This window comes from Kribbella sp. VKM Ac-2571, assembly GCF_004362255.1.
Classification (GTDB): Bacteria; Actinomycetota; Actinomycetes; order Propionibacteriales; family Kribbellaceae; genus Kribbella; species Kribbella pratensis.
This window is the reverse complement of record NZ_SNWS01000022.1, coordinates 95,729-121,769: the sequence shown is the minus strand read 5'-3', so window position 1 is coordinate 121,769 and position 26,041 is coordinate 95,729. Positions and strand designations below refer to the sequence as shown.

22 protein-coding genes are annotated in these 26,041 nt (G+C 68.5%); 19 read left to right on the top strand and 3 right to left on the bottom strand.

The features are described from left to right. Window positions 1–31: 31 nt before the first annotated feature. From EV651_RS36340 to EV651_RS36315, 6 genes are all read left to right on the top strand, one after another. Window positions 32–304: a hypothetical protein gene (locus EV651_RS36340; RefSeq protein ID WP_133789847.1), complete on the top strand. Its 273-nt coding sequence runs from the start codon at window positions 32–34 to the stop codon at window positions 302–304. Continuing rightward, on the top strand, window positions 301–1,209 hold the full coding sequence (locus tag EV651_RS36335) for an FAD:protein FMN transferase (RefSeq protein WP_133789845.1): 909 nt from the start codon (window positions 301–303) through the stop codon (window positions 1,207–1,209). Before EV651_RS36340 ends, EV651_RS36335 begins: the two co-directional genes overlap by 4 nt. Then, on the top strand, window positions 1,209–1,763 hold the full coding sequence (locus EV651_RS36330; protein WP_133789843.1) for a hypothetical protein: 555 nt from the start codon (window positions 1,209–1,211) through the stop codon (window positions 1,761–1,763). Before EV651_RS36335 ends, EV651_RS36330 begins: the two co-directional genes overlap by 1 nt. Further along, window positions 1,760–3,061, top strand: coding sequence for an NADH-ubiquinone oxidoreductase-F iron-sulfur binding region domain-containing protein (locus tag EV651_RS36325; RefSeq protein WP_133789841.1), 1,302 nt, complete (start codon window positions 1,760–1,762; stop codon window positions 3,059–3,061). The genes EV651_RS36330 and EV651_RS36325 overlap by 4 nt, the downstream gene beginning before the upstream one ends. Next, the gene (locus tag EV651_RS36320) at window positions 3,058–3,255 is read left to right on the top strand and encodes a ferredoxin (RefSeq protein ID WP_133789839.1); all 198 of its coding nucleotides are present in this window, start codon (window positions 3,058–3,060) and stop codon (window positions 3,253–3,255) included. Before EV651_RS36325 ends, EV651_RS36320 begins: the two co-directional genes overlap by 4 nt. A gap of 115 nt (window positions 3,256–3,370) precedes the next feature. Continuing rightward, on the top strand, window positions 3,371–8,233 hold the full coding sequence (locus EV651_RS36315; RefSeq protein ID WP_133789837.1) for an NAD-glutamate dehydrogenase: 4,863 nt from the start codon (window positions 3,371–3,373) through the stop codon (window positions 8,231–8,233). Window positions 8,234–8,241: 8 nt separating this feature from the next. Here the strand turns inward: EV651_RS36315 and EV651_RS36310 are convergent, their stop codons facing one another. After that, complete coding sequence (locus EV651_RS36310; protein ID WP_133789835.1) at window positions 8,242–8,979, bottom strand: GntR family transcriptional regulator; 738 nt, start codon at window positions 8,977–8,979, stop codon at window positions 8,242–8,244. A gap of 138 nt (window positions 8,980–9,117) precedes the next feature. Between EV651_RS36310 and EV651_RS36305 the strand changes: the two genes are divergently transcribed. From EV651_RS36305 to iolC, 3 genes are read left to right on the top strand one after another with little or no spacing between them, the layout of a single operon-like run. Continuing rightward, window positions 9,118–10,104: a Gfo/Idh/MocA family oxidoreductase gene (locus tag EV651_RS36305; RefSeq protein ID WP_133789833.1), complete on the top strand. Its 987-nt coding sequence runs from the start codon at window positions 9,118–9,120 to the stop codon at window positions 10,102–10,104. 14 nt (window positions 10,105–10,118) lie between these two features. Then, window positions 10,119–11,003, top strand: a complete 885-nt coding sequence (locus EV651_RS36300; RefSeq protein ID WP_133789831.1) for a sugar phosphate isomerase/epimerase — start codon at window positions 10,119–10,121, stop codon at window positions 11,001–11,003. A 28-nt stretch (window positions 11,004–11,031) separates the two neighbouring features. Further along, the gene (gene iolC, locus EV651_RS36295; protein WP_133789829.1) at window positions 11,032–11,973 is read left to right on the top strand and encodes a 5-dehydro-2-deoxygluconokinase; all 942 of its coding nucleotides are present in this window, start codon (window positions 11,032–11,034) and stop codon (window positions 11,971–11,973) included. Window positions 11,974–12,905: 932 nt separating this feature from the next. Here iolC and EV651_RS36290 read toward each other — a convergent pair. After that, window positions 12,906–13,382, bottom strand: coding sequence for a hypothetical protein (locus EV651_RS36290; RefSeq protein WP_166658900.1), 477 nt, complete (start codon window positions 13,380–13,382; stop codon window positions 12,906–12,908). On the opposite strand from EV651_RS36290, the gene EV651_RS36285 reads away from it, so the two are divergent. From EV651_RS36285 to EV651_RS36240, 10 genes are all read left to right on the top strand, one after another. Then, on the top strand, window positions 13,350–14,228 hold the full coding sequence (locus tag EV651_RS36285) for a deoxyribose-phosphate aldolase (RefSeq protein WP_133789825.1): 879 nt from the start codon (window positions 13,350–13,352) through the stop codon (window positions 14,226–14,228). The genes EV651_RS36290 and EV651_RS36285 overlap by 33 nt on opposite strands. A 36-nt stretch (window positions 14,229–14,264) precedes the next feature. Continuing rightward, window positions 14,265–15,164, top strand: a complete 900-nt coding sequence (gene iolB, locus EV651_RS36280; protein WP_133789824.1) for a 5-deoxy-glucuronate isomerase — start codon at window positions 14,265–14,267, stop codon at window positions 15,162–15,164. Continuing rightward, complete coding sequence (gene iolD / locus EV651_RS36275; RefSeq protein WP_133789822.1) at window positions 15,161–17,074, top strand: 3D-(3,5/4)-trihydroxycyclohexane-1,2-dione acylhydrolase (decyclizing); 1,914 nt, start codon at window positions 15,161–15,163, stop codon at window positions 17,072–17,074. Before iolB ends, iolD begins: the two co-directional genes overlap by 4 nt. Continuing rightward, window positions 17,074–17,967 carry a TIM barrel protein gene (locus EV651_RS36270; RefSeq protein ID WP_133789820.1) on the top strand — a complete coding sequence of 298 codons (894 nt, stop codon included), beginning with the start codon at window positions 17,074–17,076 and terminating at the stop codon, window positions 17,965–17,967. Before iolD ends, EV651_RS36270 begins: the two co-directional genes overlap by 1 nt. A 79-nt stretch (window positions 17,968–18,046) precedes the next feature. Then, window positions 18,047–19,042: a sugar ABC transporter substrate-binding protein gene (locus EV651_RS36265; protein ID WP_133789818.1), complete on the top strand. Its 996-nt coding sequence runs from the start codon at window positions 18,047–18,049 to the stop codon at window positions 19,040–19,042. Between the two features lie 9 nt (window positions 19,043–19,051). Beyond that, entirely contained in the window at window positions 19,052–20,098 is a 1,047-nt protein-coding gene (locus EV651_RS36260) for an ABC transporter permease (protein WP_133789816.1), read from the top strand. Beyond that, the gene (locus EV651_RS36255) at window positions 20,095–20,955 is read left to right on the top strand and encodes an ATP-binding cassette domain-containing protein (protein WP_133789814.1); all 861 of its coding nucleotides are present in this window, start codon (window positions 20,095–20,097) and stop codon (window positions 20,953–20,955) included. The genes EV651_RS36260 and EV651_RS36255 overlap by 4 nt, the downstream gene beginning before the upstream one ends. After that, a complete protein-coding gene (locus tag EV651_RS36250; protein ID WP_133789812.1) occupies window positions 20,952–22,025 on the top strand; it encodes a Gfo/Idh/MocA family protein in 1,074 nt (357 codons plus the stop codon). The genes EV651_RS36255 and EV651_RS36250 overlap by 4 nt, the downstream gene beginning before the upstream one ends. 33 nt (window positions 22,026–22,058) lie before the next feature. After that, complete coding sequence (locus tag EV651_RS36245; protein ID WP_133789810.1) at window positions 22,059–23,561, top strand: CoA-acylating methylmalonate-semialdehyde dehydrogenase; 1,503 nt, start codon at window positions 22,059–22,061, stop codon at window positions 23,559–23,561. Window positions 23,562–24,008: 447 nt separating this feature from the next. Continuing rightward, the gene (locus tag EV651_RS36240) at window positions 24,009–25,157 is read left to right on the top strand and encodes a phosphotransferase (RefSeq protein ID WP_133789809.1); all 1,149 of its coding nucleotides are present in this window, start codon (window positions 24,009–24,011) and stop codon (window positions 25,155–25,157) included. Here the strand turns inward: EV651_RS36240 and EV651_RS36235 are convergent. Beyond that, a complete protein-coding gene (locus EV651_RS36235; protein WP_202870668.1) occupies window positions 25,143–26,024 on the bottom strand; it encodes a LysR family transcriptional regulator in 882 nt (293 codons plus the stop codon). The two genes, EV651_RS36240 and EV651_RS36235, sit on opposite strands and share 15 nt — an antisense overlap. Between the last annotated feature and the right edge of the window lie 17 nt (window positions 26,025–26,041).

The following is a 26,041-nucleotide window of genomic DNA, read 5'->3' as shown; positions in this document are numbered from 1 at the left end:
CGGCTGACGGGCCTCGCACGAGGCTTACGGCATGGTCACCACAGACGAATCCCAACCCAACCGCCGGCGCTGGCTGCACCGCGCGTCCGCGGCCGCGATAGCCACTGCCGTCCTCGGCGTCGGCGCGACCGGGATCTCGGTCGCGGTCGTGTCGGCGAAGCACTCCGGCACCAGCACCGGTACGACGGCGACGTCCAGCAGCTCGGACGACGACAGCAGTAGTTCGAGCAGCGATTCCAGCTCGAGCGGACTCGGGTCCGCGAACTCCGGCTCGACGTCGCATGGCGGGAGCAACGGGTCATGACCGCCTCCCGCACGTGGAACGCGTGGAGTTGCACGGTCCGGCTGACCGTCGACGACCCCGCCGTACTCGGGGCGGCGTGCGGTGAGCTCAAGGCGCTGATGGACCGCGTCGACAAGGCCGCGAGCAGGTTCCGCCCGGACTCCGAGTTGTCGATCGTCAACACCCGCGCCGGTGCACTCGTACCGGTGTCGCGTCTGCTCGTCGACCTGGTCGACGTCAGCCTGGTTGCGGCCCAGATGAGCGGCGGTGCGGTCGACCCGACCGTCGGCCCGGCGGTGATCGCGGCCGGGTACGACACCGACATCGAAGCAGTACGGCGGCGCTTCCCCAAGGCGCCCGACGACCCGACGCAGGTCGCCGGCTGGCAGGAGGTGCGCCTCAACCGGAAGCTAGCGCTGCTAGGGGTACCGAAGGACTGCTCTCTCGACCTCGGCGCCACCGCCAAGGCCTGGACCGCGGACCGGGCGGCCAACTTGATCAGCAAGCGCTACGGCTGCGCGGTCCTCGTCGAGATCGGCGGAGACCTGCGTGCAGCGGGTACGCCGAAGAAGCCGTGGGTCATCACGGTCGCCGAGCGCGCCGGTGATGCGGGTGTCCTCGTGACGCTGGCCCACGGCGGTCTGACGACCTCGACCAGGACCGTACGGCGCTGGCAGACACCGACCGGCTACGGGCACCACGTCATCGACCCGCGCACGGGGCGTCCCGCGGAGGGGCTGTACCGGACTGCTTCCGTCTGGGCGCCGACCGCCGTACGGGCGAATACCTTCAGCACTGCGCTCATCGCGACTGGCGAGGCAGCTGTCGGGCGCCTGAAGCTGTCCGGTCACCCGGCGCGGCTGATTGCCGACGACGGTGAGGTCACCGAGCTGTGCGGGTGGCCGACTGCGAGCAGGGCCGCCTGATGACCCTGTGGTACCTCGCCCGTGCGGCCGGCGTGGTCACGATGATCATGTTCACGCTGTCCGCCGTACTCGGGATGGTCATGTCTGGCGTACGTCGACCGGAGCGGAGGTTCTGGCTCCAGTACGTGCACCGCTCGGCAGCTGTAACCGGGCTGGTCCTGCTGGCGACACATGTGGTTGCCGTGATCGCCGACAGCTACGTGGCTATCAGTCCGACCGTTCTGGTGTGGCCGTTCGGTGCCGCCTACCGGCCGTTCGCCATGGTTGTCGGTGCGCTCGCTCTCTACAGCCTGGTACTGGCGTCCCTCGTCGGAGCAGCCCGTGGTCGATTGGCCGCGTCGGCAACGTTCACGAGGCACTGGCGCAAGCTGCACATCGCTGCGTCCGTGGGGTGGCTGCTGTCTGTCGGTCACGCATTGCTGGCAGGTACCGACCGCAGTACGCCGTGGATGCTCGGCATCACGCTCGGCTGCCTCACTGCAGTGGCCACTGCAGGGGCGTATCGCCTCAACAACACAACCCCTAAAACCGCCCGTGCCTGGAGGACCCGATGACCACCATCAACAGCCCCGCCTCGCTTCGCTCGGCGGGGCTGGAAGGGCGGGCGGGGTTGGAAGGACGGGCGGGGTTGGAAGGACGGGCGGGGTTGGAAGGACGGGCGGGGTTGGAAGGGCGGGTCATCGGTGAGGCCAGGGTGCTGGCTGGGCTCGACCAGGATCACCGGCGGCACCTCTCGACGTACGGTCCGCTGCCCGCGCTGACCCGTGAGGACTATGTGCAGCTTTGTGAAGCTGTAGGACTCAGGGGCCGTGGTGGTGCGGCGTTTCCGGTTGCACTGAAGCTGCAGGACCTTCCAGCTCGTGGTGTGGAGGCTGTGGTGGTCAACGGCTCGGAGAGCGAGCCCGTGAGCCGGAAGGACCGTTTGCTCCTCACCCGTTCGCCACACCTCGTTCTCGACGGCGCAGTCGGTCTAGCGCACGCGTTACGCGCTCCGCACGTGCTGATCGCCGTACATGATCCGGCCGCGGCCACGTCTCTCCGAGAGGCATTGATGGAACGGGACGACCACCTGGCGATCGAGGTGCGTGACACCCCGGGTCGGTTCGTCGCAGGTGAGGCCCGTGCACTGCTGAGCGCGCTCGAAGGGCGTGCCGCAGTCCCACCAGGTCGACGCGTGCTCCCGACGCGGGCGGGAATCCACAAGCGGCCGACGTTCCTGTCGAACGTGGAGACGTTTGCGCAGCTCGCCGTACTCGCGCGGCTCGGGTCCCGCGGGTTCAGCAGCACCGGTCTGATCAGCGAGCCGGGTACGCAGCTGCTGACGATCGACGGGGCGGTCCAACGACCCGGTGTGATCGAGACGCCGACCGGTGTCCTGCTGGACACCGTCCTGCAGTACGCCGGCGCAGAACCGGGACCTGTCCTGCTGGGTGGGTACCATGGCCGCTGGCTGCCGCGGACCGACGGCGTGACGCTGCAGCGACCAGAGGTCTCCGCCGGCATCATCCTGGCGCTCGGCTCCGCCACCTGTCCGCTCGGTGAGGTCACCAGGGTCGCTGAGTGGTTGAGGAGTCAGTCAGCCGGCCAGTGCGGACCCTGCGTCTTCGGCCTCGCGGCGCTCGTCGACGACTTCGCCCGGCTGACCATCGGCGACCGGCAGGGCTGGTACGACGCCCAGCGGCACCTCGGTCTGATTCCGGGCAGGGGCGCCTGCGCGCACCCGGACGGGGCTGCGAGGTTCCTCACATCGGCGCTCGAAGTGTTCGACGACGACGTACGGCGTCACCTGTCCGGTCAGGGCTGCGGCCGGCCGGTTCTCGGAGTTCTGCCCGTCCCTGGAGGTACCCGATGAACAAGGTGGAGATCGACTGGACCAGGTGCGACGGGCACGGCCTTTGCGCAGGTCTGATGCCTGATGACATCGTCCTCGACGAGTGGGGATTCCCCGTCCTCCGCGGCCGCGAAATCACCACCGGTGAGCTCCCGGACGCGCGCCGCGCAATCCTCGCCTGCCCGGCCCTCGCACTACGCCTCACCAGTCGATGACAGGCCCGTCCCAACACCACACCAGTGACAAAGGTGGACTAATCTCTGAGTGACCGCACAATGTCGTGCGGTCCGGCGCGAGCGACGCCGAAGTCACGTGTGGAGACGGTGGGGAATGCAGAGCAAGCTGGACGTCCAGAAGGCGGATGTGCTCGCCAAGGCGGTGGCCGCGGGAACACACGGTCACGACAAGTCGGCCGACCCGGGCAAGCTGAAGACGTTCCTCGAGCAGTACTACCGGCACGTCGCCGCCGAGGACGTCGCCGAGCGCCAGCCGAACGACTGCCTGGGCGCCGCGCGGCACCATTACAAGTCCGCGGTGTCCCGCCCGCAGGGTACGGCGAAGGTGCACGTCTTCACGCCGACGCTCGAGGAGCACGGCTGGTCCGCGAGCGGCCGGACCGTGGTCGAGATCGTCAGCGACGACATGCCGTTCCTGGTGGACAGCGCCTCGATGGCGATCACCGAACGCAACCTCGAGCTCCAGTTGCTGGTCCACCCGACGTTCGTGGTCCGCCGCGACGTCGCCGGCACGCTGCAGGAGGTCCTCGACGACAGCGCGACCGCGGACGGGCACGACCTGGTCCGCGAGAGCTGGATGCACCTGGAGATCGAGCGGATCGCGGACGTCGCCGAGCACCGCGCGCTCGAGCGGGACCTGCAGAAGGTGCTGAACGACGTCCGCGAGTCGGTCGAGGACTGGCCGAAGATGCACGAGAAGGCGGTCACCATCGCCGCCGGCCTGAACGCCGCCGAGCTGCCGGTCTCCGAGAGCGAGGTGGAGGAGGCCCGCGAGCTGCTGGAGTGGCTGGCCGACGAGCACTTCACCTTCCTGGGCTACCGCGAGTACGACTTCACCATGGAGGGGCAGCAGGGCATCCTGCGCGGCCGCGCAGGGACCGGGCTGGGCATCCTCCGGCCGGACCCGAAGCCGGGCTCGGGCAAGCTGCCGCCCGAGGCGAGCGCGCGGGCGCAGGAGCGGAAGCTGCTGATCCTCACCAAGGCGAACTCCCGGTCCACAGTGCACCGGTCGACGTTCCTGGACTACGTCGGCATCAAGCAGTTCGACGAGAACGGTGACCCGGTCCGCGAGTGCCGGTTCATCGGTCTGCTGTCGTCGACGGCGTACACCGAGAGCGTCATGCAGGTGCCGGTGCTGCGGCGCAAGGCACTGGAGCTGTTCCGCCTGACCGGCTTCGACCCGAACAGCCACAGCGGCAAGGGTCTGCTCGACGTACTGGAGACCTACCCGCGCGACGAGCTGCTGCAGGCACCTGTGGAGGACCTGCTGCCGATCGTGCAGTCAGTGCTGCACCTGCAGGAGCGGCGTGCGGTCAAGCTGTTCGTACGGCGAGACGTCTACAACCGGTACCTGTCCTGCCTGGTGTACCTGCCACGTGACCGCTACACCACCGCGGTCCGGCTGAAGATGCAACAGATCCTGAAGGACGCGATCGGCGCCGAGACCGTCACGTACGCCGCGTACGTCACCGAGTCCGTACTGGCCCGCGTGCACTTCGTGGTGCGGATGAAGCAGGGCCAGACGGTCGGCGAGTACGACTCCGAGCTGCTCGAGCAGCAGGTGATCGAGGCGACCAGAGCCTGGCAGGACGACTTCAACGCCGCGCTGCACGCGAAGGGCGGCGACGGCGCGGTCACCAAGCTGGCCCGCCGGTACGCCAACGCGTTCCCAGAGGCCTACAAGGAGGACTTCGACGCGCGCGTCGCGGTCAACGACGTACACGTCCTCGAGGGGCTGCCGTCCGACAACGGGCTGGCCATGTCGCTCTACACCCCGCTCGACGAGGAGTGGGAGGGCGAACGGCGCTTCAAGGTGTACCGCACCGGGTCCTCGCTCTCGCTGTCGCAGGTGCTGCCGCACCTGAGCGCGATGGGCGTGGAGGTCGTCGACGAGCGCCCGTACGAGATCCGCTGCGACGACGGCACAATGGCCTACATCTACGACTTCGGCCTGCGGGCACCGGAGGACACCGAGGAGCGCGAGGAACTGCGCACCCTGTTCTCCGACACGTTCCAGGCGGTCTGGGAGGGCCGGGCCGAGTCCGACAAGCTGAACGCGCTGGTGCTGCGCGGCAGCCTGAGCTGGCGGCAGGTGTCGATTCTGCGCGCCTACCAGTGCTACCTCCGGCAGGGCGGTACGCCGTTCAGCCGGGACTACATCCACAACACGTTCCTCAACCACGTGGACGTAGCCGGCCTGCTGGTGCAGCTGTTCGAGACCAGCTTCGACCCTGCGCGCGGACCGGCCGACGACCCGGACCGGACGATGCTCACGGACCAGCTGGAGAAGGAGATCCTGGCCGCGCTGGACACGGTGCAGAGCCTGGACGAGGACCGCATTCTGCGCTCGTACCTCACTGTCATGAAGGCGACGCTGCGGACGAACTACTTCCAGCCGGGCGCCGACGGCAAGCCGCGGTCGTACATCTCGCTGAAGCTGGAGCCGAAGGCGATCCCGGACCTGCCGCAGCCGCGGCCGAAGTACGAGATCTTCGTGTACTCGCCGCGGGTCGAAGGTGTGCACCTGCGGTTCGGCGCGGTCGCGCGCGGCGGTCTGCGCTGGTCGGACCGGCGGGAGGACTTCCGCACCGAGGTGCTCGGCCTGGTGAAGGCGCAGATGGTGAAGAACTCGGTGATCGTGCCGGTCGGCGCGAAGGGCGGGTTCTACGCCAAGCAGCTGCCCGACCCGGCCGCGGATCGGGACGCCTGGCTGGCCGAAGGCATCGCGTCGTACAAGACCTTCATCTCCGGGCTGCTCGACATCACCGACAACATCGTTGCCGGGGACATCGTTCCGCCGCGCGACGTGGTCCGGTACGACGGTGACGACGCCTACCTGGTCGTTGCCGCGGACAAGGGTACGGCGACGTTCTCGGACATCGCGAACGGTGTCGCCAAGGAATACGGGTTCTGGCTCGGCGACGCGTTCGCGTCCGGCGGCTCGGTCGGGTACGACCACAAGGCGATGGGCATCACGGCCCGCGGCGCGTGGGAGTCGGTCAAGCGGCACTTCCGCGAGATGGGGCACGACTGCCAGAGCGAGGACTTCACGGTCGTCGGCGTCGGCGACATGTCCGGTGACGTGTTCGGCAACGGGATGCTGCTGTCCGAGCACATCCGGCTGGTCGCCGCGTTCGACCACCGGCACATCTTCCTCGACCCGACGCCCGACGCGGCCTCGTCGTTCGCGGAACGGCGGCGGCTGTTCGAGCTGCCGCGGTCGTCGTGGGCGGACTACGACAGGTCCCTGATCTCCGCCGGTGGCGGGGTGTTCCCGCGGACCGACAAGGCGATCCCGATCTCCGCCGAGGTCCGCGAGGCCCTCGGTCTCGAAGGCAGTCCGGCGACGCTGACGCCGGGCGAGCTGATGAACGCGATCCTGAAGGCGCCGGTCGACCTGTTCTGGAACGGCGGCATCGGCACCTACGTGAAATCGTCCGGCGAGTCGAACGCGGAGGTCGGCGACAAGGCGAACGACACGATCCGGATCAACGGGTCCGAGCTGCGCGCCCGCGCGGTCGGCGAGGGCGGCAACCTCGGCTTCACCCAGCTCGGCCGGATCGAGTACGCCGCGGCCGGCGGCCGGATCAACACCGACTTCATCGACAACGTGGCCGGTGTGGACACCTCCGACCACGAGGTGAACATCAAGATCCTGCTGGACAAGGTGGTCGCGGACGGCGATCTCACCGAGAAGCAGCGCAACGACATCATCGCGTCGATGACCGACGAGGTCGGGGCGCTGGTGCTGAAGAGCAACTACCGGCAGAACATCGCGCTGGCGAACGCGGCCGCGCAGGCGCCGGCGCTGATGCACGTCCACCAGGACTGGGTCCGGCGGCTCGAGAAGGAGGGGCTGCTGGACCGGCAGCTGGAGTTCCTGCCGAGCATCACCGAGTTCAAGAAGCGCAAGGCCGAGGGGCGTGGGCTGACGTCGCCGGAGCTGTCGGTGCTGATCGCGTACACCAAGATCGTGCTCGACGCCGAACTGCTGAAGACATCGCTGCCGGACGACCCGTACCTGGCCCACAAGCTCGCGAGCTACTTCCCGAAGGCGATCCAGGAGCGGTTCACCGATCAGATCCAGAGTCACCAGCTGCGCCGCGAGATCATCACGACACAGGTGGTCAACGAGTTCGTGAACACGTCGGGCATCACGGCGTACCACCGACTCTCGCTGGAGACCGGCGGGACCGTCGAGGACGTGGTCCGGGCGAACCTGGCCGCGTCGAGGATCTTCGCGCAGCCCGAGCTGCTGTCGGACAATGCCGAGCTCGACAACGTGGTCGACGCCGAGACGCAGACGCACATGCGGCTCGAAACGCGGACGCTGGTCGAGCGCGCCACCCGTTGGCTGGTCAGCAACCGGCGGCCCCCGGTCGACATCGAGGAGCTCATCGAGTTCTTTGGACCGGGGATCGCGAAGCTGACGGCGGCGTTGCCCGACGTACTGCGCGGTCGCGAGCTGGCGCTGTTCGAGCAGCGCCGGGAAGCCCTGGTGCAGAAGGGAGTCTCGGAGGACTTCGCGACCCGGATCGCGGTGCTGCCGCCGGCGTACGGCGGGCTCGGGATCGTGGAGACCGCGTCGCGCGAGGACATCGACATCTTCGAGGTCGCCAAGGTCCACTTCGCCCTCGGTGAGCGGCTGCAGCTGGGCCGATTCCTGGAGCGGATCATCGGCCTGCCGCGCACCGACCGCTGGCAGACCATGGCCCGCGCCTCCCTGCGCGACGACCTGCACGCCGTGCACGCCCACCTCACGCAGCAGGTCCTCGCCACGACCGACCCGTCGGCCGATCCCGAGGAGCGCGTCATCACCTGGCAGGACCAGAACGCCACGGCGCTGGCCCGGGCCGCCACGATGCTGGAGGAGATCGTCGAAACCGAAGGCCCCGAACTGGCCCACCTCTCCGTAGGCCTCCGCCTGGTCCGGACGTTGATCGCCAACCAGGCCTAATCCGTGTCTTAGCGTTCGGAGACGACTACATCGACGGAGTACTGGTCGGCGCGGTAGCAGTGGTTCCCGTATTCGACGGGGGAGCCGTCGGCGGCGTAGGCGGAGCGGGTCATGGTGATGAGCGGCTCCGCCTTCGACATGTGCAAGGTACGGCGTTCCTCGGCGGTCGCGTTGCGGGCGCCGATCCGCTGACGCGCGACCGTCGGCCGGATACCGCGGGCCCGCAGGACGGCGTACAGCCCGTCGCTGGTGAGCTCGTCCAAGGTGAGGTCGTTGAGGGCCGGCGGCAGCCAGTTGCGCATGATCGCGAGCGGCAGGTCGTCGGCGTACCGGAGCCGGACGATCGCGACCAGCGGGGTGCCGGACGGGACCTCGAGTACGGTGGCGGCGCGGTCGTCCTGCGCCGCGCAGTCCAGCGCGAGCACCTCGGTCCGCGGTGTCCGGCCCTCGCGGGCGAGGTCGTCGTACAGGCTGGTCAGCTCGGCCTTGCGGTGCACCATCTGGTTCGCGACCGTGGTGCCGATGCCGCGGCGGCGGACCAGCAGGCCCTGGTTGACCAGCTCGGAGATCGCCCGCCGGACTGTCGGGCGGGACAGGTTCAGCCGGTCGGACATGCCGATCTCGTTCTCGAACGGGTCGCCCGGACGCAGTCGGCCGTCGGTGATGGCGGCAGTCAGCTGCTCGGCCAACTGGTGGTACAGCGGCACCGGGCTGCTCCGATCGAGCTGGATCGGCAACGCATTCATAGGCGGATGCTACCTGGTCATGTGCGTACGTGAGAATGTGTTAACAAAGTATTGACACTCCTGGCACCGGCCCGGAAAGCTGACGGCAACCAGCGCGCCACACCGGTTGTGGCGCGCCGTTCACGAGAGGGCACGCGGATGCGGATCGGGTTGGTCGGGGTCGGGCGGATCGGGGCGTTCCACGCCGCGACGCTGAAGGAGTTGCCGGCGGTGGATCAGGTGGTCGTCGCCGACGCGGACCCCGCCCGGGCCCAGGCGGTCGCGAAGGAGCTGGGCGTCGCGTCGGTCCCCGACGTACCGGCCCTGCTGACGTCCGGCCTGGACGGTTTCGTCATCGCGGCGGCGACGTCCGCGCACGCCTCGTTGATCGAGGCAGGGATCGCGGCCGGCGTACCAACGTTCTGTGAGAAGCCGGTCGCCCTCGACCTGGCCGAGACCGAGCGCGTACTGGCGTTGGTGGAGGCGGCGAGCGTTCCGGTACACATCGGTTTCCAGCGCCGGTTCGACGCCGGGTACCAGGCGGCGCGGGCGGCCGTGGAGTCGGGCGAGCTCGGGTTCGTGCACCACATCCGGGCGAACACGAACGACGCTTTCCCGCCGCACCGCGAGTACATCCCGCAGAGTGGCGGGTTCTTCCGCGACTGCACGGTGCACGACTTCGACATCATCCGCTACGTCACCGGACGCGAGGTCGTCAGCGTCTACGCCACGGGCGCGAACCGCGGCGAGACGTTCTTCGCCGAGTCCGGCGACGTGGACTCGGCCGCCGCGTTGCTGACGTTGGACGACAACACGTTCGTCGCGGTCAGCGGGACGCGGTACAACGGCGCCGGGCACGACGTACGGATGGAGTTGCACGGCAGCCTCGGCTCGATCGCGGTCGGCCTCGACTCGCACACCGCACTGCGGTCGGCCGAGCCGGGCGTCAGCTTCCCGGAGGGCCCGCCGCACATGACGTTCATGGACCGCTTCCAGCCCGCGTACGTCGCTGAACTGACCGCCTTCACCGAGGTCGTCGCCGGGACCCGCGAGGTGCCGTGCACGGTCCGCGACGCGCTCGCGGCGTTCCGGATCGCCGACGCCTGCGAACTGTCCCGCCACGAGAACCGCATCGTCACGCTCTGAGGAGAGCCGCTCATATGACAGAGATTGCTACCCGTATCGCCGGTGCCCCGATCTCGTGGGGAGTGTGCGAGGTGCCGGGCTGGGGCTGGCAGTACGACGCCGCGACGGTGCTCGCCGAGATGCGCGCGGTCGGGCTCGCGGCGACCGAGTTCGGTCCGGACGGGTTCCTGCCCGACGACCCCGCGGACAAGGCCAAAACCCTGGCCGACGTAGGACTTCGGGCCGTCGGCGGATTCGTACCGGTCGTCCTGCACGACCCGTCGCACGATCCCGCGCCGGAGGTTGCCGCCGCACTCGAGGGCTTCGTCGCGGCCGGCGCCGGGACGCTGGTCCTCGCCGCAGCGACCGGCCAGGACGGGTACGACGACCGCCCGGCGCTGGACTCCGCTGGTTGGAGCACACTGCTCGCCAACCTCGACAAATTGTCCGAGCTGGCGGCCTCCCGGGGCGTGCTGGCGACCGTCCACCCGCATGTCGGCACGATGGTCGAGAACGCTGACGACGTCTCGCAGGTACTCGACGGGTCGTCGATCGGCCTCACGCTCGACACCGGTCACCTGCTGATCGGCGGGGTCGACCCCGTTGCGCTGGCGGTCGAGCACACGGCTCGCATCCGCCACACCCACCTCAAGGACGTCGACGCCGCGTGGGCCGCGCGGGTGCAGTCCGGCGAGGTCGGGTACACCGACGCCGTACGCTCCGGGATGTACCGCCCGCTGGGTGCCGGCGACATCGACATCACCACGATCGTCAGCACACTCGAGAAGTCCGGGTACGACGGGTGGTACGTCCTCGAACAGGACACGATCCTGCGCGCGCGCCCGGTCGACGACGGGCCCGTGGCCGACGTACGGGCGAGCATCGCGCACCTGCATTCGATCGCGGCGGGGCTCGAATGACCGGGACCCGTGGGGATGGGATGGTCTGATGGTGGACGACGTACTGACGATCGGGCGCATCGGGGTCGACCTGTACCCGCTGCAGACCGGGACGCATCTGGAAGATGTCACCTCGTTCGGCAAGTTCCTCGGTGGGAGCGCGACGAACGTGGCGGTGGCGGCCGCGCGGCACGGGCGCAAGACGGCGGTGATCAGCCGGACGGGGAACGACCCGTTCGGGGTGTTCATCCACCGCACGCTCGGTGAACTCGGGGTCGACGACCGCTTCGTCTCCGGAGTCGACGGCCTGCCGACGCCGATCACGTTCTGCGAGATCTTCCCGCCGGACAGCTTCCCGCTGTACTTCTACCGCTTCCCGAAGGCGCCCGACCTGGTCATCAACCCGTCGGAGCTCGACCTGGACGCGATCCGCGACGCGCGCATCTACTGGTCTACGGTGACCGGGCTGTCCGCCGAGCCGTCGCGGTCCGCGCACTTCGCCGCCTGGGAGGCTCGCGGTCGGCGTCCGATCACGGTGCTCGACCTGGACTACCGGCCGATGTTCTGGGCCGACCCGAGCGAGGCGCACTCGCAGGTGTCGCGCGCGCTCGAGTACTGCACGGTTGCTGTCGGCAACCGTGAGGAGTGCGAGGTGGCCGTCGGCGAGACCGATCCCGACAAGGCTGCGCAGGCGCTCCTCGACCGCGGGCTCGAGTTGGCCGTGGTCAAACAAGGCCCCCGCGGCACGCTTGCCCGGACCCGGGACGAGCGCGTCGAGGTTCCGCCGTACCCGGTCGAGGTCGTCAACGGCCTTGGCGCCGGCGACGGCTTCGGCGGGGCGCTCTGCCACGGGCTCCTGGCCGGCTGGCCGCTGGAGAAGATCATCCGGTTCGCCAACACGGCGGGCGCGATCGTCGCCTCCCGTCTCGAATGCTCCACCGCGATGCCCACGACCGAAGAAGTCCTCTCCCACCTGGGAGCCGAAGCATGAACCCCCACGACGAAGACCAGTACTCCGAAGACGCCCGGCCCATCCCCATCCACCGCCCCCACGAAGACCCCGACCCCACCACCCTCACCCCGGGCCCCAACGACCCCACAGTCATTGCCCGTCGCCCCGATGACCGCGCGGTCCGCGACCCGCGCCAGGACGCCGCCACCCCAGACCAGGCCGACTGGTCCAACGACGCCACCGTCCTCACACCTGGCCCCAATGACCCAACGGTCATCGCCAACCGCCCCACTCCGCCCCAACCGCGTGTTCCGGGGGAGCCCGGCGCGGCGGCGCGACCGTACGTCGATCCGGACGTTCCGACCGCAGGTCTGAACGACCCGACGGTTGTTGTCCGTCGCCCCGACGTACCGGGCCCCGAGGACCTGACGGTGATGATGGACACCTCCCAGGAGACGACCCCCGCAACCCCCGACGGCCAAACAACCGTCATCGGAAACCTGAACCTCACCCCCGAACACCCCACCCCCCAACAGGCAGCAGCCGCTCAGCAGCCAGCCGCTCAGCAGCCAGCCGCTGAGCAGCCAGCTGTTGAGCAGGTACCAGTTGAGCAGGCAGCCGTTGCGCCGGCAGCAGGTGGGCAGGCAGCCGTCGAGCAGGCAGCCGTCGAGCAGATAGCCGCTGAGCAGGCACCGGTTGAGCAGGCAGTCGTTGGGCAGGCAGCGGGTGGGCAGGCTTGGCGTGAGCAGCGGGTGGGCTGGGTTGAGGCTTCGCCTGGGCATCAGGTGAGTGGGCAAACGGTTCGTGGAGCGCAGCGGGTGACTTTGCCGGCACCTCCGACCGACCGGCCGTCCAACGGGCCCGCGGACGCAGACAGAGAATCGCTCCTCGCCGAGGCCGAATCCTCTGGTACGCCGGGCTCAAGCGAGCAGCCATCCACCGCCGCAGCTCAACCACACGCGACCCCACCGTCAGCCACGGCGAACTCCCCGCTGCCGGAGCAGTCTGCTGACGAGCCTGCTCTGCTGCCGGAGCAGGCTGCTGCCGTGCCTTCCCCGCTGCCGGAGCAGGCTGATGATGAGCCGACCGCTGCGTTTGAACCCGGTGTATCCGAGCAGGCCTACGAAGCAGGTGCTCCAGGCCGGGAGGAAGCCACTGGCCAGTTGCGCGAAGACCAGCCAAGCGTCCCCGAAGCCCCGACCGACCTGACCGACCTGTCCCACCTGACCGACCCGGCTGATGCTGCCGGTGCTGCTGACCTGGCGCACGGTGCTGTGGATGCGGAAGAGGTTGTCGGGCAGGTTGGTGTGGTTGACCGGGGTGCTCCGGTTGAGGATCAAGCCGCCGGCGCGGGCTCCCCGGTTGAGGAGCGTGGAGCCGAGCAGGTGGGGTTCGTTCCGGGAGTTGCTGAGCGGTTGAGGGAGTTGACGGAGGTTCGGGTTCGGCATCCGGAGCGGGTTGCTGAGGGGTGGTTGCAGCGGCGGACTCGGGCGTTGGTGGGGGATGATGGGCGGCTGTTGATCGTGGCTGCTGACCATCCGGCGCGTGGTGCGTTGGGGGTCCGGGGTGATCGGATGGCGATGGGCAGCCGCGCTGATCTGATTGCTCGGTTGATGATCGCGCTGCAGCGGCCCGGTGTGGACGGCGTACTGGCCACTCCGGACGTGCTGGAAGACCTCCTCCTGCTCGGTGCATTGGAAGGCAAGGTCGTCATCGGATCGATGAACCGGGGCGGCTTGCAAGGAGCGGCGTTCGAGTTGGACGACCGGTTCACGGCGTACCGGACTGCTGACGAGATCGCCGCGCGGCGGCTCGACGGCGGGAAGATGCTGACGCGGATCGACCTCGGCGATCCGGGGACGGTGGCGACGTTGGAGAGCAGCGCCGCGGCGGTGACCGGGTTGGCCGAGCACAAGCTGATGGCGATGGTCGAGCCGTTCTGGTCGACGCGCGGCGAGGACGGCCGGGTCGCGAACCTGCTCGATCCCGACTCGGTCATCAAGTCGATCCAGATCGCGTCCGGTCTCGGCGCGACGAGTGCGTACACGTGGCTCAAGCTGCCGGTCGTGGACGAGCTCGATCGGGTGATGGAGGCAACGACCCTGCCGACGCTGCTGCTCGGCGGCGATCCGACCGCGGAGCCGGAGGCGACCTACGCCTCGTGGGGCAAGGCGCTCGAGCTGCCCTCGGTCCGCGGACTCGTAGTCGGGCGGGCGCTGCTGTTCCCACCGGACGGCGACGTGGCAGCGGCTGTCGACCACGCCGCCGCACTCGTCCACGGCGACACCGTATGACCCGGACCGCTGAGGTTCTGAGGAAGGACAGTTGGAATGACTGAATGGGTTCGGCCGGCCGGGACCGCCGCGAGCGATGGGTTCGAGCTCGCGGTGCGGCCGGGCGAGGCGGAGTGGCATCACAGTGGCTTGCTGGTTCGGACCCTGCTTCCTGGACAGTCGGTGGAGATCGACACCGGGGACTGTGAGTACATCGTCCTTCCGTTGAGTGGATCCGCCGAGGTGATCGTCGACGGTGAAGCGGTCCCGCTCGGCGGACGGGCGGATGTGTTCGCGGGCTCGACGGATCTCGCGTACGTGCCCCGGAACTCGACCTTCGCGGTGGTCAGCGCCGGTGGTGCGCGGATCGCGTTCCCGCACGCCAGGGCCGCGACGGACCATCCGTTCCGGCGGATCGGCCCCGAGGAGGTCGAGACCGAGCTCCGGGGCGCCGGTGTCGCGTCCCGCCAGGTCCGCAACTTCGGTACGCCGGGAGTTCTCGAGGCGGACTCGATCATCGCGTGCGAGGTGATCACGCCGGCCGGCAACTGGTCGTCGTACCCGCCGCACAAGCACGACGAGCACAAGCCGGGGAAGGAGAGCGAGCTCGAGGAGATCTACTACTTCGAGCTGCAGCTGTCCGACGACGTCCCGGAAGGTGTCAAGGGCAACGATCCGATCGGCTACCAGCGGGTCTACGGAACCGAGGAACGTCCGATCGACGTACTGGCGGAGGTCCGCAGCGGTGACGTGGTGCTCGTCCCGCACGGTTGGCACGGCCCGGCGATGGCCCCGCCCGGTTACGACATGTACTACCTCAATGTGATGGCCGGACCCGGCACCGAGCGCCAGTGGCTGATCACCGACGATCCGCAGCACGCCTGGGTCCGCGACCTGTGGAATTCCCAGCATCTTGATCCGCGTCTACCTTTCGGACGAACAGGAGATGAGTCATGACGGTGCGTCTCACGGTCGCGCAGGCCCTGGTGCGATTCCTGAGCGTCCAGTACTCGGAGCGTGACGGCCTTCGGCAGCGGTTGATCGCCGGGTCACTGGGCATCTTCGGCCACGGCAACGTGGCCGGGGTCGGCCAGGCGTTGCTGCAGTCCGAGCTCGAGGACCCGAAGGCGTTGCCGTACATCCTGGCCCGCAACGAGCAGGCCATGGTGCACACCGCCGTCGCCTTCGCGCGGACCCGTGACCGGCTCCAGACCTATGCCTGCACGGCAAGCATCGGCCCGGGCTCGACCAACATGGTGACCGGTGCGGCCCTCGCGACGATCAACCGGTTGCCGGTGCTGATCCTCCCTTCGGATGTGTTCGCGACCCGGGTGGCGACACCCGTGCTGCAGGAGCTGGAGAGCTTCGGCGCCGGTGACGTGTCCGTCAACGACGCATTCCGCCCGGTGTCGAAGTACTTCGACCGCATCTGGCGGCCCGAACAGTTGCCCTCGGCGCTGATGAACGCGATGCGGGTGCTGACCGATCCGGTCGAGACCGGCGCGGTGACGCTGGCCCTGCCGCAGGACGTCCAGGCCGAGGCGTACGACTGGCCGGAGGAGCTCTTCGTCGAGCGCACCTGGTACGTCGCACGTCCCTTGCCGGAGGCATCAATTGTCGACAAGGCGGCAGATCTCCTACGGTCCGCGCAGCGACCGCTGATCGTCGCCGGCGGCGGTGTGCACTACTCGGGAGCAGAGGAAGGGCTGCGCGAGTTCGCCGAACGTACCGGTATCCCGGTGTCGGAAACCCAAGCAGGTAAGGGATCTCTGGCCTACGATCACCCGCAGGCGGTCGGCGCGGTCGGATCGACCGGGACCACAGCGGCCAACGCGCTGGCCCGTGACGCGGACCTGGTGATCGGAATCGGCACCCGCTACAGCGACTTCACGACGGCGTCGCGGACAGCCTTCCAGAATCCGCGGGTGCGGTTCCTGAACATCAACGTGGCGCGATTCGACAGTGGTAAGCATGCCGGCCTCCCGGTAGTGGCCGATGCGCGGGAAGCCCTTGTCTCGTTGGGATCCGCGCTCGGCGAGTGGTCCGTGGACGACAAGTACACAGCCGAGGCCCAGGAACTCACAAGGAACTGGAACGGAACTGTGGACGCAGTTTTCCGGCCCTCCGCCGAGGTGACCGCGAAGCTGTCCGAAGGACTGCTCACCCAAGGCGAGGTGATCGGCGCCGTCAACGAATTGTCGGCGGCGTCTGATGTGGTTGTCTGCGCGGCCGGCTCGATGCCGGGTGATCTCCACAAACTGTGGCGGCCGCGCGATCCGAAGGGATACCACGTCGAATATGGCTTCTCCTGCATGGGATACGAGATCGCCGGCGGACTCGGTGTGCGGCTCGGCGCGCCGGATCGCGACGTGTTCGTCATGGTCGGCGACGGGTCGTACCTGATGATGTCCAGCGAGCTGGCCACCGCGGTCCAGGAGAACATCAAGATCATCGTGGTCCTGGTGCAGAACCACGGCTTCGCGTCGATCGGCGCGCTCTCGGAGTCGCTCGGTTCCCAGCGGTTCGGGACGGCGTACCGCAAGCGCACCGGCGACGGCCGCCTCGACGGCGACTACCTGCCGGTCGACCTCGCGGCGAACGTGCGCAGCTTCGGTGTCGACGTGATCGACGTGCACAGCCGGCCCGAGCTGGAGAAGGCGATCCAGACCGCGAAGGCAGCCACCGGACCGATCGCGATCCATGTCACGACCGACCCGTTGGTCGGCGGTCCGGACAGCGACTCCTGGTGGGACGTTCCGGTCAGCGAGGTGTCGGAGCTGCAGTCCACTCAGGCCGCGGCCGCGACGTACGAGGAAAGCAAGAAGGCCCAGCGTCCGTACCTGACTCCGGTCGAGGGGGATCGCTGATGGGCAGAGTCGAGATCGGTACGGCGCCTGACTCGTGGGGAGTCTGGTTCGCCGACGATCCACGGCAGACGCCGTGGACGCGGTTCCTCGACGAGGTGGTCGCGGCCGGGTACACGCGGATCGAGCTCGGTCCGTACGGGTACCTCCCGACCGACCCGGTCAGGTTGAAGGACGAGCTCGACCAGCGCGGTCTCACACTGACCGCCGGTACGACGTTCGAGCAGCTGCATCGCCCCGACGGGTGGGAGGCGACGTGGCGCGACGTCGTCAAAACGGCCGGGTTGACGGCCGCGATGGGCGCGAAGCACCTGGTCGTGATGCCGTCGATGTGGCGCGGTGACAACGGCGAGATCGTCGAGGAGCGGCTGGACCACGAGGGACAGGCCAGACACGGGCAGGCGGTGACCGAGCTGGGTCGCCGGCTGGCGGAGGAGTTCGGGCTGCTGACGCAGTACCACCCGCACGCGGACGGACATGTCGACACGCAGGACACCGTCGAGCGCTTGCTCGAGGAGACCGACAGCGCCTTCGTGAACCTGTGCCTCGACACCGGCCACATCAGCTACTGCGGCGGCGACAACCTTGAGCTGATCGGGAAGTACCCGGACCGCATCGGCTACGTCCACCTCAAACAGGTCGATCCGAAGGTCCTCGCGGAGGTCGAGGCCGAGGGCCTGAGCATGGACGAGGCAGTACGGCGGGGCGTGATGTGCGAGCCGCCCAACGGCGTACCCGAGCTGCCGCCGGTCCTCGACGCGCTGGCTGCGCTCGACGCCGACGTGTTCGCGATCGTCGAGCAGGACATGTACCCGTGTGCGCCCGACGTACCGCTGCCGATCGCGGTGCGGACGTTGGCGTATCTCACTGCTTCTGGGGGTGCTACATCGAGATGACGGCCACGGGAGTGTGACACTCTCGGGTCCCACGCAAGTCCGCGGAGTCGCGGAACACCTGAAAGGCTGGTAGCAAGTCATGGTTCGGTGGCAGAAGAAGGCGGGGGCCGCAGTCGCGGCTGTCGTACTCGCCGCGGCTCTGGTCGCGTGCAGCTCCTCCGGCGGCAAGCAGAAGGAGCAGAGCTCCAGCGGCAGCGGCGGCAACGTCGCGGACACGCCGCGGATGAAGGTCGCCATGATCACCCACTCGGGTCCCGGCGACACCTTCTGGGACATCGTCCGGCGCGGGGCCGAGGCAGCCGCGAAGAAGGACAACATCGAGCTGCAGTACTCCGCCGACCCGGACGGTGCGGCCCAGGCGAACCTCGTGCAGACCGCGATCGATTCCAAGGTCGACGGCATCGCGGTCACGCTGAACAAGCCGGACGCGGTGATCCCGAACGTCAAGAAGGCGATCGCGGCCGGTATCCCGGTGACGATCCTCAACGGCGGGCTGGACCAGTGGAAGACCACCGGCGCGCTCGGGTACTTCGGTCAGGACGAGCGGATCGCCGGCCAGGCGACCGGCGAGAAGCTCAAGCAGCTCGGCGCGAAGAAGGTCATCTGCGTCATCCACGAGCAGGGCAACGTCAGCCTGGAGGCCCGCTGCCAGGGCATCAAGGACAAGCTGCCCAGCACCGAGAACGTGAACGTGAACGGCACCGACCAGCCGGGCACGCAGGCGACCCTGACCTCGAAGCTGCAGGCGGACAAGAGCGCCGACTACGTGGTCGCGCTCAACGCGGGGATCGCGCTGACCGCGGTCCAGGCGGCCAAGGACGCCGGATCGTCGGCGAAGATCGGCAGCTTCGACATGAGCAAGGAGATGGCCAAGGCGGTCGCGGACGGCACCGTGCAGTTCGCCGTCGACCAGCAGCCGTACCTGCAGGGGTACCTCGCGATCGACGCGATCTGGCTCTACAAGACCAACGGCGACACGATCGGCGGCGGCGAGGCCACGCTGACCGGGCCGGCCTTCATCGACAAGTCCAACGTCGCGGCGGTCCAGAAGTACGCCGAAGCCGGGACGCGCTGAGGTAGCGCCATGGCATCGACCATCATCTCTCCCGCCTCGGCGGACGACCGCGTCTCCGCCCGGTCCCTCGGCGCCCGGTTGCTCAGCCGGCCGGAGATCGGGTCGCTGGTCGGCGCGGCCGTGATCCTGGTGTTCTTCCTGATCGCAGCCCCGCCGTTCCGCGATATCAACAACACCGGCACGATCCTGTACCAGGCTGCGCTGATCGGTGTGATGGCGGTGCCGGTGTCGCTGCTGATGATCGGCGGCGAGTTCGACCTCTCGGCCGGCGTCGCGGTGACGACCTCCGGCCTGACCGCGGGACTGTTCGCCTACCAGTTCAGCGTGAACGTCTGGGTCGGCATGGTCGTCGCCCTGGCGTTCTCGCTGGCGATCGGCGCGTTCAACGGCTGGCTGCTGATGCGGACGGGCCTGCCCAGCTTCCTGGTGACGCTGGGTACGTTCTTCATCCTGCAGGGCCTGAACATCGCGGTCACCCGGCTCGCCTCCGGCGCCGTCGCGTCGAACTCGATCAGTGACATGGACGGCTTCGACGCCGCGAAGTCGGTGTTCGCGTCCGAGTTCAAGCTCGGCGGCGTGACGGTCAAGATCATCGTCGTCTGGTGGATCGTGTTCGTCGCGATCGCGGCCTGGGTGCTGCTGAAGACCCAGATCGGCAACTGGATCTTCGCGGCCGGTGGTGACGCGGCGGCCGCGCGGGCTGTCGGCGTACCGGTGAAGAAGGTCAAGATCGGCCTGTTCATGACGGTCGGGTTCTTCGCCTGGTTCACCGGTATGCAGTTGCTGTTCGTGCAGAACGGCGTCGTGCAGTCCGGCGAAGGTGTCGGCAAGGAGTTCCTCTACATCATCGCCGCGGTCGTCGGCGGCTGTCTGCTCACCGGCGGCTACGGGTCTGTCGTCGGGGGCGCGGTCGGCGCGCTGATCTTCGGAATGGTGCAGCTCGGTGTCGTGTACGCCGGCTGGAATCCGGACTGGTTCAAGGCGTTCCTCGGTGCGATGTTGCTGCTGGCCACCATCGTCAATCTCGTCGTCAAGAACAGGGCGGAGGCACGATGACCACCACGGAATCGTTCGCGGACGACGCGACGACCAGTCCGAACACACCGATCGTGCTGCTCGAGGACGTCGGCAAGAGCTACGGCAACATCCAGGCGCTGCGCGGGGTGTCGCTGTCGGTGCGGCAGGGGGAGATCACCTGCGTGCTCGGTGACAACGGCGCGGGCAAGTCGACGCTGATCAAGATCATCGCCGGGCTGCACGACTACACGTCCGGCCGGATGTCGGTGAACGGCGAGGAGCGGCACTTCGGCTCGCCGCGCGAGTCGCTCGACAACGGTATCGCGACCGTCTACCAGGACCTCGCGCTGGCGCCGCTGATGTCGGTCTGGCGGAACTTCTTCCTCGGCAACGAGATCACCAAGGGGCCGTTCCGGCAGTTGGACGCGGCGAAGATGAAGCGGATCGCGCACGAGGAGCTGACCAAGATGGGGATCTCGATCCCCGATCTCGAGCAGCCGGTCGGCAAGCTCTCCGGCGGTCAGCGGCAGTGTGTGGCGATCGCCCGGGCGATCCACTTCGGCGCCAAGGTGCTGATCCTCGACGAGCCGACCGCGGCGCTCGGCGTGAACCAGTCCGGGGTGGTGCTGAAGTACGTCGTGAAGGCGCGCGACGCGGGGATCGGGGTCATCTTCATCACCCACAACCCGCACCACGCGTACCTGGTCGGCAACCACTTCGTCGTGCTGAAGCTCGGCCGGGTGGCGCTCGACACGCACCGGTCGGAGATCACGCTGGAGGAGCTGACGACCGAGATGGCCGGCGGTTCCGAGCTGGAGGCGCTGAGTCACGAGCTGCGGGAGATCAACCCCGAGGTGGTCGTGGATGATGTTCGGAAGGGGCAGGAGGGGACATGACCGAGCTGCGGGTCGGGATCGTCGGCGTCGGAGTGATGGGCGCCGACCACGCCGAACGCATTGTCCGGAAGACGGCGGGCGCACGCTTGGCCGCGGTCTCCGATGCGGATACGGGCCGGGCCGAGGCGCTCGCCGGCAGGCTGTCGGAAACGTCGACAGCCGCGTCTGCCAGTACGGCGAGACACTCGGGCGGTACGGCGTACGCGGAGACTGTTCGCGTGGTCGAGGACCCGATGGAGCTGATCGCGGCCGACGACGTCGACGCGGTGATCCTGGCGTCGCCGGGGTTCGCGCATGCGGACCAGTTGTTCGCCTGTTTGGAGCACGGCAAGCCCGTGCTGTGCGAGAAGCCGCTGACGATGGACTCGGCGTCGGCGTTGCGCGTGGTCGAGGCCGAACACAAGCTCGGACGACAGCTGATCCAGGTCGGGTTCATGCGCCGATTCGACCCCGAGTACGCCGCTTTGAAGCAACTGCTCGACTCCGGCGACCTCGGGCGCACCTTGCTGCTGCACAACGTGCACCGGAACAAGTCGGCCGCGCCGACGTTCCGGAGCGAGATGATCGTCCGGGACTCGATGGTGCACGAGGTCGACGTCGCGCGGTGGCTGTTCGGCGAGGAGATCACCCGGATCACCGTGCACACCCCGACGCCGACGAGTCTCGTCGGGGACGGCGTACTCGATCCGCAGCTGGCCGTGTTCGAGCTGGCGAACGGGGCGATGGCCGACGTGGAGGTGTTCGTGAACTTCCAGGTCGGGTACGAGGTCCGGTGTGAGGCGGTGGCCGAGCGCGGCAGCGCGACAATCGGTCTCGGGTCCGGCGTCTTCACCCGGGCCGGCGAGCAGTGGGGCGGCACGATGCCGGCCGACTTCCGGGTCCGGTTCGAGCAGGCGTACGACATCGAAGTACAGCGCTGGGTCGACGCGACCCTGCGCGGTGAGATCGACGGACCGAGCGCGTGGGACGGGTATGCGGCGGCGGCCGTCTGCGAGGCCGGTCTGGAGTCACTGAGCAGCGGTAAGCCGGTCGACGTTGCCTTGGCCGACCGCGGCGAGGTCCTCGGATGAAGCAGGAAACACCCCCGGCAGTGAGGAAACATCGTGAGTACTGACAGCAAGCGCATCACCCACCTCGTCGGCGGCAGCCCGTGGACCGGCGTGGCCGAGCGGACCAGCAAGGTCTACAACCCCGCGACCGGCCAGGTCACGGGCGAGCTGGATCTGGCGTCGGCGGCCACCGTCGACGAGGTCGTCAAGGTCGCTCACGAGGCGTCGAAGGCCTGGGCGCAGACGTCGCTGACGAAGCGCGCCCAGGTCCTGTTCGCGTACCGCGAGCTGGTGAACCGCGACAAGGAGCGGATCGCGCAGCTGATCACCGCCGAGCACGGCAAGGTGCTGTCCGACGCGCTCGGCGAGGTGACCCGCGGCCTCGAGGTGATCGAGTTCGCCTGCGGGATCCCGCACCTGCTCAAGGGCGGGTACAGCGAGGGCGTCTCGACCAAGGTCGACGTGTACTCGATGCGGCAGCCGCTCGGCGTCAGCGCGGTGATCTCGCCGTTCAACTTCCCGGCCATGGTGCCGATGTGGTTCGTCCCGATCGCGGTTGCCTGTGGCAACAGCGTGGTGATCAAGCCGTCCGAGAAGGACCCGTCCGCGGCGAACGCGATGGCCGAGCTGTGGAAGGAGGCCGGTCTGCCGGACGGCGTGGTGAACGTCGTGCACGGTGACAAGGAGGCGGTCGACCGACTGCTCGAGCACCCGGACATCAAGTCGGTGTCGTTCGTCGGGTCGACGCCGATCGCGAAGTACGTCTACGAGACCGGCACCCGCAACGGCAAGCGCGTGCAGGCCCTCGGCGGCGCGAAGAACCACATGATCGTGCTGCCGGACGCGGACCTTGACCTCGCGGCCGACGCGGCCGTGAACGCCGGGTTCGGGTCGGCGGGGGAGCGCTGCATGGCGATCTCCGCCCTGGTCGCGGTCGAGCCGATCGCGGACGAGCTGATCGGCAAGATCAAGGAGCGGATGGGCAAGCTGAAGACCGGCGACGGGACGCGTGGCTGCGACATGGGCCCGCTGGTGACCGGCGAGCATCGGGACAAGGTCGCCGGGTACGTCGCGGCCGGGGTCGAGGCCGGCGCGGAGCTGGTGGTCGACGGGCGCGCGGGTGACTTCGACGGGGCGGACGACGGCTTCTGGCTCGGCCCGACCCTGTTCGACAAGGTCACACCGGAGATGTCGATCTACACCGACGAGATCTTCGGCCCGGTGCTCTCGGTGCTGCGTGCGCCGTCGTACGACGAAGCGCTCGAGCTGGTGAACTCCAACCCGTACGGGAACGGGACGGCGATCTTCACCAACGACGGCGGAGCGGCGCGCCGGTTCCAGAACGAGGTGGAGGTCGGGATGGTCGGGATCAACGTCCCGATCCCGGTGCCGATGGCGTACTACTCGTTCGGCGGCTGGAAGAACTCGCTGTTCGGCGACACCCACGCCCACGGGACCGAAGGGGTGCACTTCTTCACCCGCGGCAAGGTGGTCACGTCGCGCTGGCTGGACCCGTCGCACGGCGGGATCAACCTAGGCTTCCCGACCCACGACTGATCGGGGTATTGGGTGTAGCGTCGAAGGTGACCCCCGGGGCATGAGGAGTACCGCGGCGTAGCAGGGCCGTCGGCCCGTCATCAGCTCGCGATCGTGAAGCCCCGGAGTGCGTCATGTCCAAGAACAAAGGCGGACGTGAAGTCCGCAAGCCCAAGCAACCCAAACGGCCGAAACCCAACCCGAGCGACAGCTCGACTATCCCGTCCACCAAACACGGGCAGAAGTAGCGTCCGGACCGCAGTTCCCCGGGACTGCGGTCCCGGGCAGGCCGACGTAGGTCACCGTCACCGTTGACCGGCGGGGCCGGAGCTGGGTAGCCTCGCTGGTGCGTTCGAGGGCGCGTCGAGACTCGCCGGAAGGCTGGAAGCCACCTCGATCTCCGAAGCTGAGTGCGGTCGATGACGCTCTCTTGAGACCCGTGCGAGTCCGGGTGCGAGAGGACGCCTTGTGAGACTGCTGCCTGATCGGCCCAGCATCGAGTACTTGCGCAAGGAAGCCAAGGATCTCCTCGCGGTACTGCGGGAGTCCAAGCCGGACGCCTCGCTCGCGGAAGCGCAACGCGCGCTGGCCGCGGAGTACGGCGTACGCGACTGGCCGGCGTTGAAAGCCGAGGTCGAGCGCCGGGTCGCGGACACGCCCACGGCTCCTGCCGGACTGGCCGAGGAGCTTGCCGAAGCGTTCGACCTGGGGACGTTGACCGGACCGGCGAAACCCGTGTTCTTCACCGCGATGGGGCGGTCCTGGGACTTCACCACCGACCGCGGTCGGTGGCTGGCCGTCACGGTCTACGACTGGATCACGAACGAGCAAGCCCAGCTCGGCGCCCGGCTCCGTGAGGCTGCTGTCGCGGCGGGAGTCGCCGCGCCGGCGGCGGCGATCAGTCCGCGCGGACGCCTGATCGAGAAGGTGCGCGGCGAGAACTGGCGCGTGCACGAGTGGCTCGAGGTCGGCCCGGCGCCAGTGCTGCCGGTGTCGACGGCGATGGCTCGTCGAGCGGGTGGTCTGTTCGGGACGTTGCATGCGTTGGCCATCCCGAGCGACGAGCCGATCCACGGCTACCTGGCCTTCCGCCGCTCAGAGGACGACTGGCAGCACCTGCTCGGTCGTGCACGTGCAGCCGGCAAACGATGGGCCGAGCAACTCGACGCACGCCTGCCGGCGTTCCGCGAGCTGCTGGCGATCGAGCTCGACGCACCCCACGAACTGATGCTTTGCAACCGCAACCTGAACCCGGAGAGTGTTCGCCAGGGACGCAACGGAGAGCTCACCGTGATGGAGTGGGATTTCGCCGGACCGCTCAGTCCTGAGCTCGAGCTCGGCTCGGTGCTGACGCACTGGCTGATGCGGCCGGAAGTCAACCAGCGTGGGCTGTTGGCGTTCCGGGACGGGTACGGCGAGGTGCGGGAGTGGCCGAAGCTCGGGCTGGAGTCGTTCGCGGTCGCGATCACTGGCTGGCTCAACTGGACGTACAACGCGATCTGTGAGGCGATCGACCCGGAGGATGCCGACCACGCGGTCTTTGCCGAGCGGGAGGCTGTCGGGGTGCTTGATCGGCCGATGACGCGTGGTGGCCTGGAGCAACTACTCGTGGTCTGAGAGGGCGGTGGCCACTGCTTCTGCGGCTGGGTCGGAGAGGTGGCCGTGCAGGAGCTCGGTCCGATGCACCAGGCGTGGCGTGGTGAGCGGGACGGCCGCGAGGTCCGGTGTGACTGCTGAGCGGGGGAGGACCGCCAGGCCGTGGCCGGAGCCGATCAGGGTGAGGAGGGTGTGGAGGTCGGTGCCGTTGTAGGTGAAGGCCGGGCGTAGCGCGTCGGAGCCGGCTGCGGCGCGCAACGTCGCCAGCGGGGCGGCGAGGTCGGGGGCGTCGATCCACCGCGCGTCTGCGAGATCGCCAAGCGCCAGGCCACGACCATGCCGGGCCAGCGGGTGGGTGGTGGGCAGGGCTACGACCAAGGTGTCGTGGGCCACCGAGGTGGTCCGGAGCTGTACGGCGTCGGTCAGGTTGAGAGGATCGGCGGGGGTGGCGATGCCGTCCACGAGACCGAGCGTGAACGTGCCGGCGGCGATACCCGCGACGACCTCATCGCGCCCAGAGACGGTCAGCGACGTCTCGGTGCCGGGATAAGCACGTCGTACCTCGGCCAACGCCGTTGCGAGTGACCGGGCCGCCAGGGGAGACGCGGCGAGCGTGAGGGTGCTGGGCGGGTCCGCGACAGTACGGCGTACGTCGGCGCGGGCCGCGTCCAGCCGAAGCAGGATCGGGCCGGCGTGCTCCAGCAGGCGCTCGCCCGCCGGCGTCGGTACGACGGGCCGTCGGCGGAGCAACGGCGTACCGAGGTCGCTCTCCAAGGTGGCGATGTGCTGGGACACCGCGGACTGGGTGTAGCCGAGTCGTGAGGCGGCTGCGGAGAACGATCCGCACTCGGCGACGGTGACGAAGGTCCGTAGCAGATGAGGATCCACGTGCATCAGTATCTCTG

What these genes read in the sequence shown, in the direction of transcription:
- EV651_RS36340 (WP_133789847.1), top strand. Translation starts at nt 32, where the DNA reads ATGGTCACCACAGACGAATCCCAACCCAACCGCCGGCGCTGGCTGCAC.
- EV651_RS36335 (WP_133789845.1), top strand. Translation starts at nt 301, where the DNA reads ATGACCGCCTCCCGCACGTGGAACGCGTGGAGTTGCACGGTCCGGCTG.
- EV651_RS36330 (WP_133789843.1), top strand. Translation starts at nt 1,209, where the DNA reads ATGACCCTGTGGTACCTCGCCCGTGCGGCCGGCGTGGTCACGATGATC.
- EV651_RS36325 (WP_133789841.1), top strand. Translation starts at nt 1,760, where the DNA reads ATGACCACCATCAACAGCCCCGCCTCGCTTCGCTCGGCGGGGCTGGAA.
- EV651_RS36320 (WP_133789839.1), top strand. Translation starts at nt 3,058, where the DNA reads ATGAACAAGGTGGAGATCGACTGGACCAGGTGCGACGGGCACGGCCTT.
- EV651_RS36315 (WP_133789837.1), top strand. Translation starts at nt 3,371, where the DNA reads ATGCAGAGCAAGCTGGACGTCCAGAAGGCGGATGTGCTCGCCAAGGCG.
- EV651_RS36310 (WP_133789835.1), bottom strand. Translation starts at nt 8,979, where the DNA reads ATGAATGCGTTGCCGATCCAGCTCGATCGGAGCAGCCCGGTGCCGCTG.
- EV651_RS36305 (WP_133789833.1), top strand. Translation starts at nt 9,118, where the DNA reads ATGCGGATCGGGTTGGTCGGGGTCGGGCGGATCGGGGCGTTCCACGCC.
- EV651_RS36300 (WP_133789831.1), top strand. Translation starts at nt 10,119, where the DNA reads ATGACAGAGATTGCTACCCGTATCGCCGGTGCCCCGATCTCGTGGGGA.
- iolC (WP_133789829.1), top strand. Translation starts at nt 11,032, where the DNA reads ATGGTGGACGACGTACTGACGATCGGGCGCATCGGGGTCGACCTGTAC.
- EV651_RS36290 (WP_166658900.1), bottom strand. Translation starts at nt 13,382, where the DNA reads ATGCCGAACCCGAACCTCCGTCAACTCCCTCAACCGCTCAGCAACTCC.
- iolB (WP_133789824.1), top strand. Translation starts at nt 14,265, where the DNA reads ATGACTGAATGGGTTCGGCCGGCCGGGACCGCCGCGAGCGATGGGTTC.
- iolD (WP_133789822.1), top strand. Translation starts at nt 15,161, where the DNA reads ATGACGGTGCGTCTCACGGTCGCGCAGGCCCTGGTGCGATTCCTGAGC.
- EV651_RS36270 (WP_133789820.1), top strand. Translation starts at nt 17,074, where the DNA reads ATGGGCAGAGTCGAGATCGGTACGGCGCCTGACTCGTGGGGAGTCTGG.
- EV651_RS36265 (WP_133789818.1), top strand. Translation starts at nt 18,047, where the DNA reads ATGGTTCGGTGGCAGAAGAAGGCGGGGGCCGCAGTCGCGGCTGTCGTA.
- EV651_RS36260 (WP_133789816.1), top strand. Translation starts at nt 19,052, where the DNA reads ATGGCATCGACCATCATCTCTCCCGCCTCGGCGGACGACCGCGTCTCC.
- EV651_RS36255 (WP_133789814.1), top strand. Translation starts at nt 20,095, where the DNA reads ATGACCACCACGGAATCGTTCGCGGACGACGCGACGACCAGTCCGAAC.
- EV651_RS36250 (WP_133789812.1), top strand. Translation starts at nt 20,952, where the DNA reads ATGACCGAGCTGCGGGTCGGGATCGTCGGCGTCGGAGTGATGGGCGCC.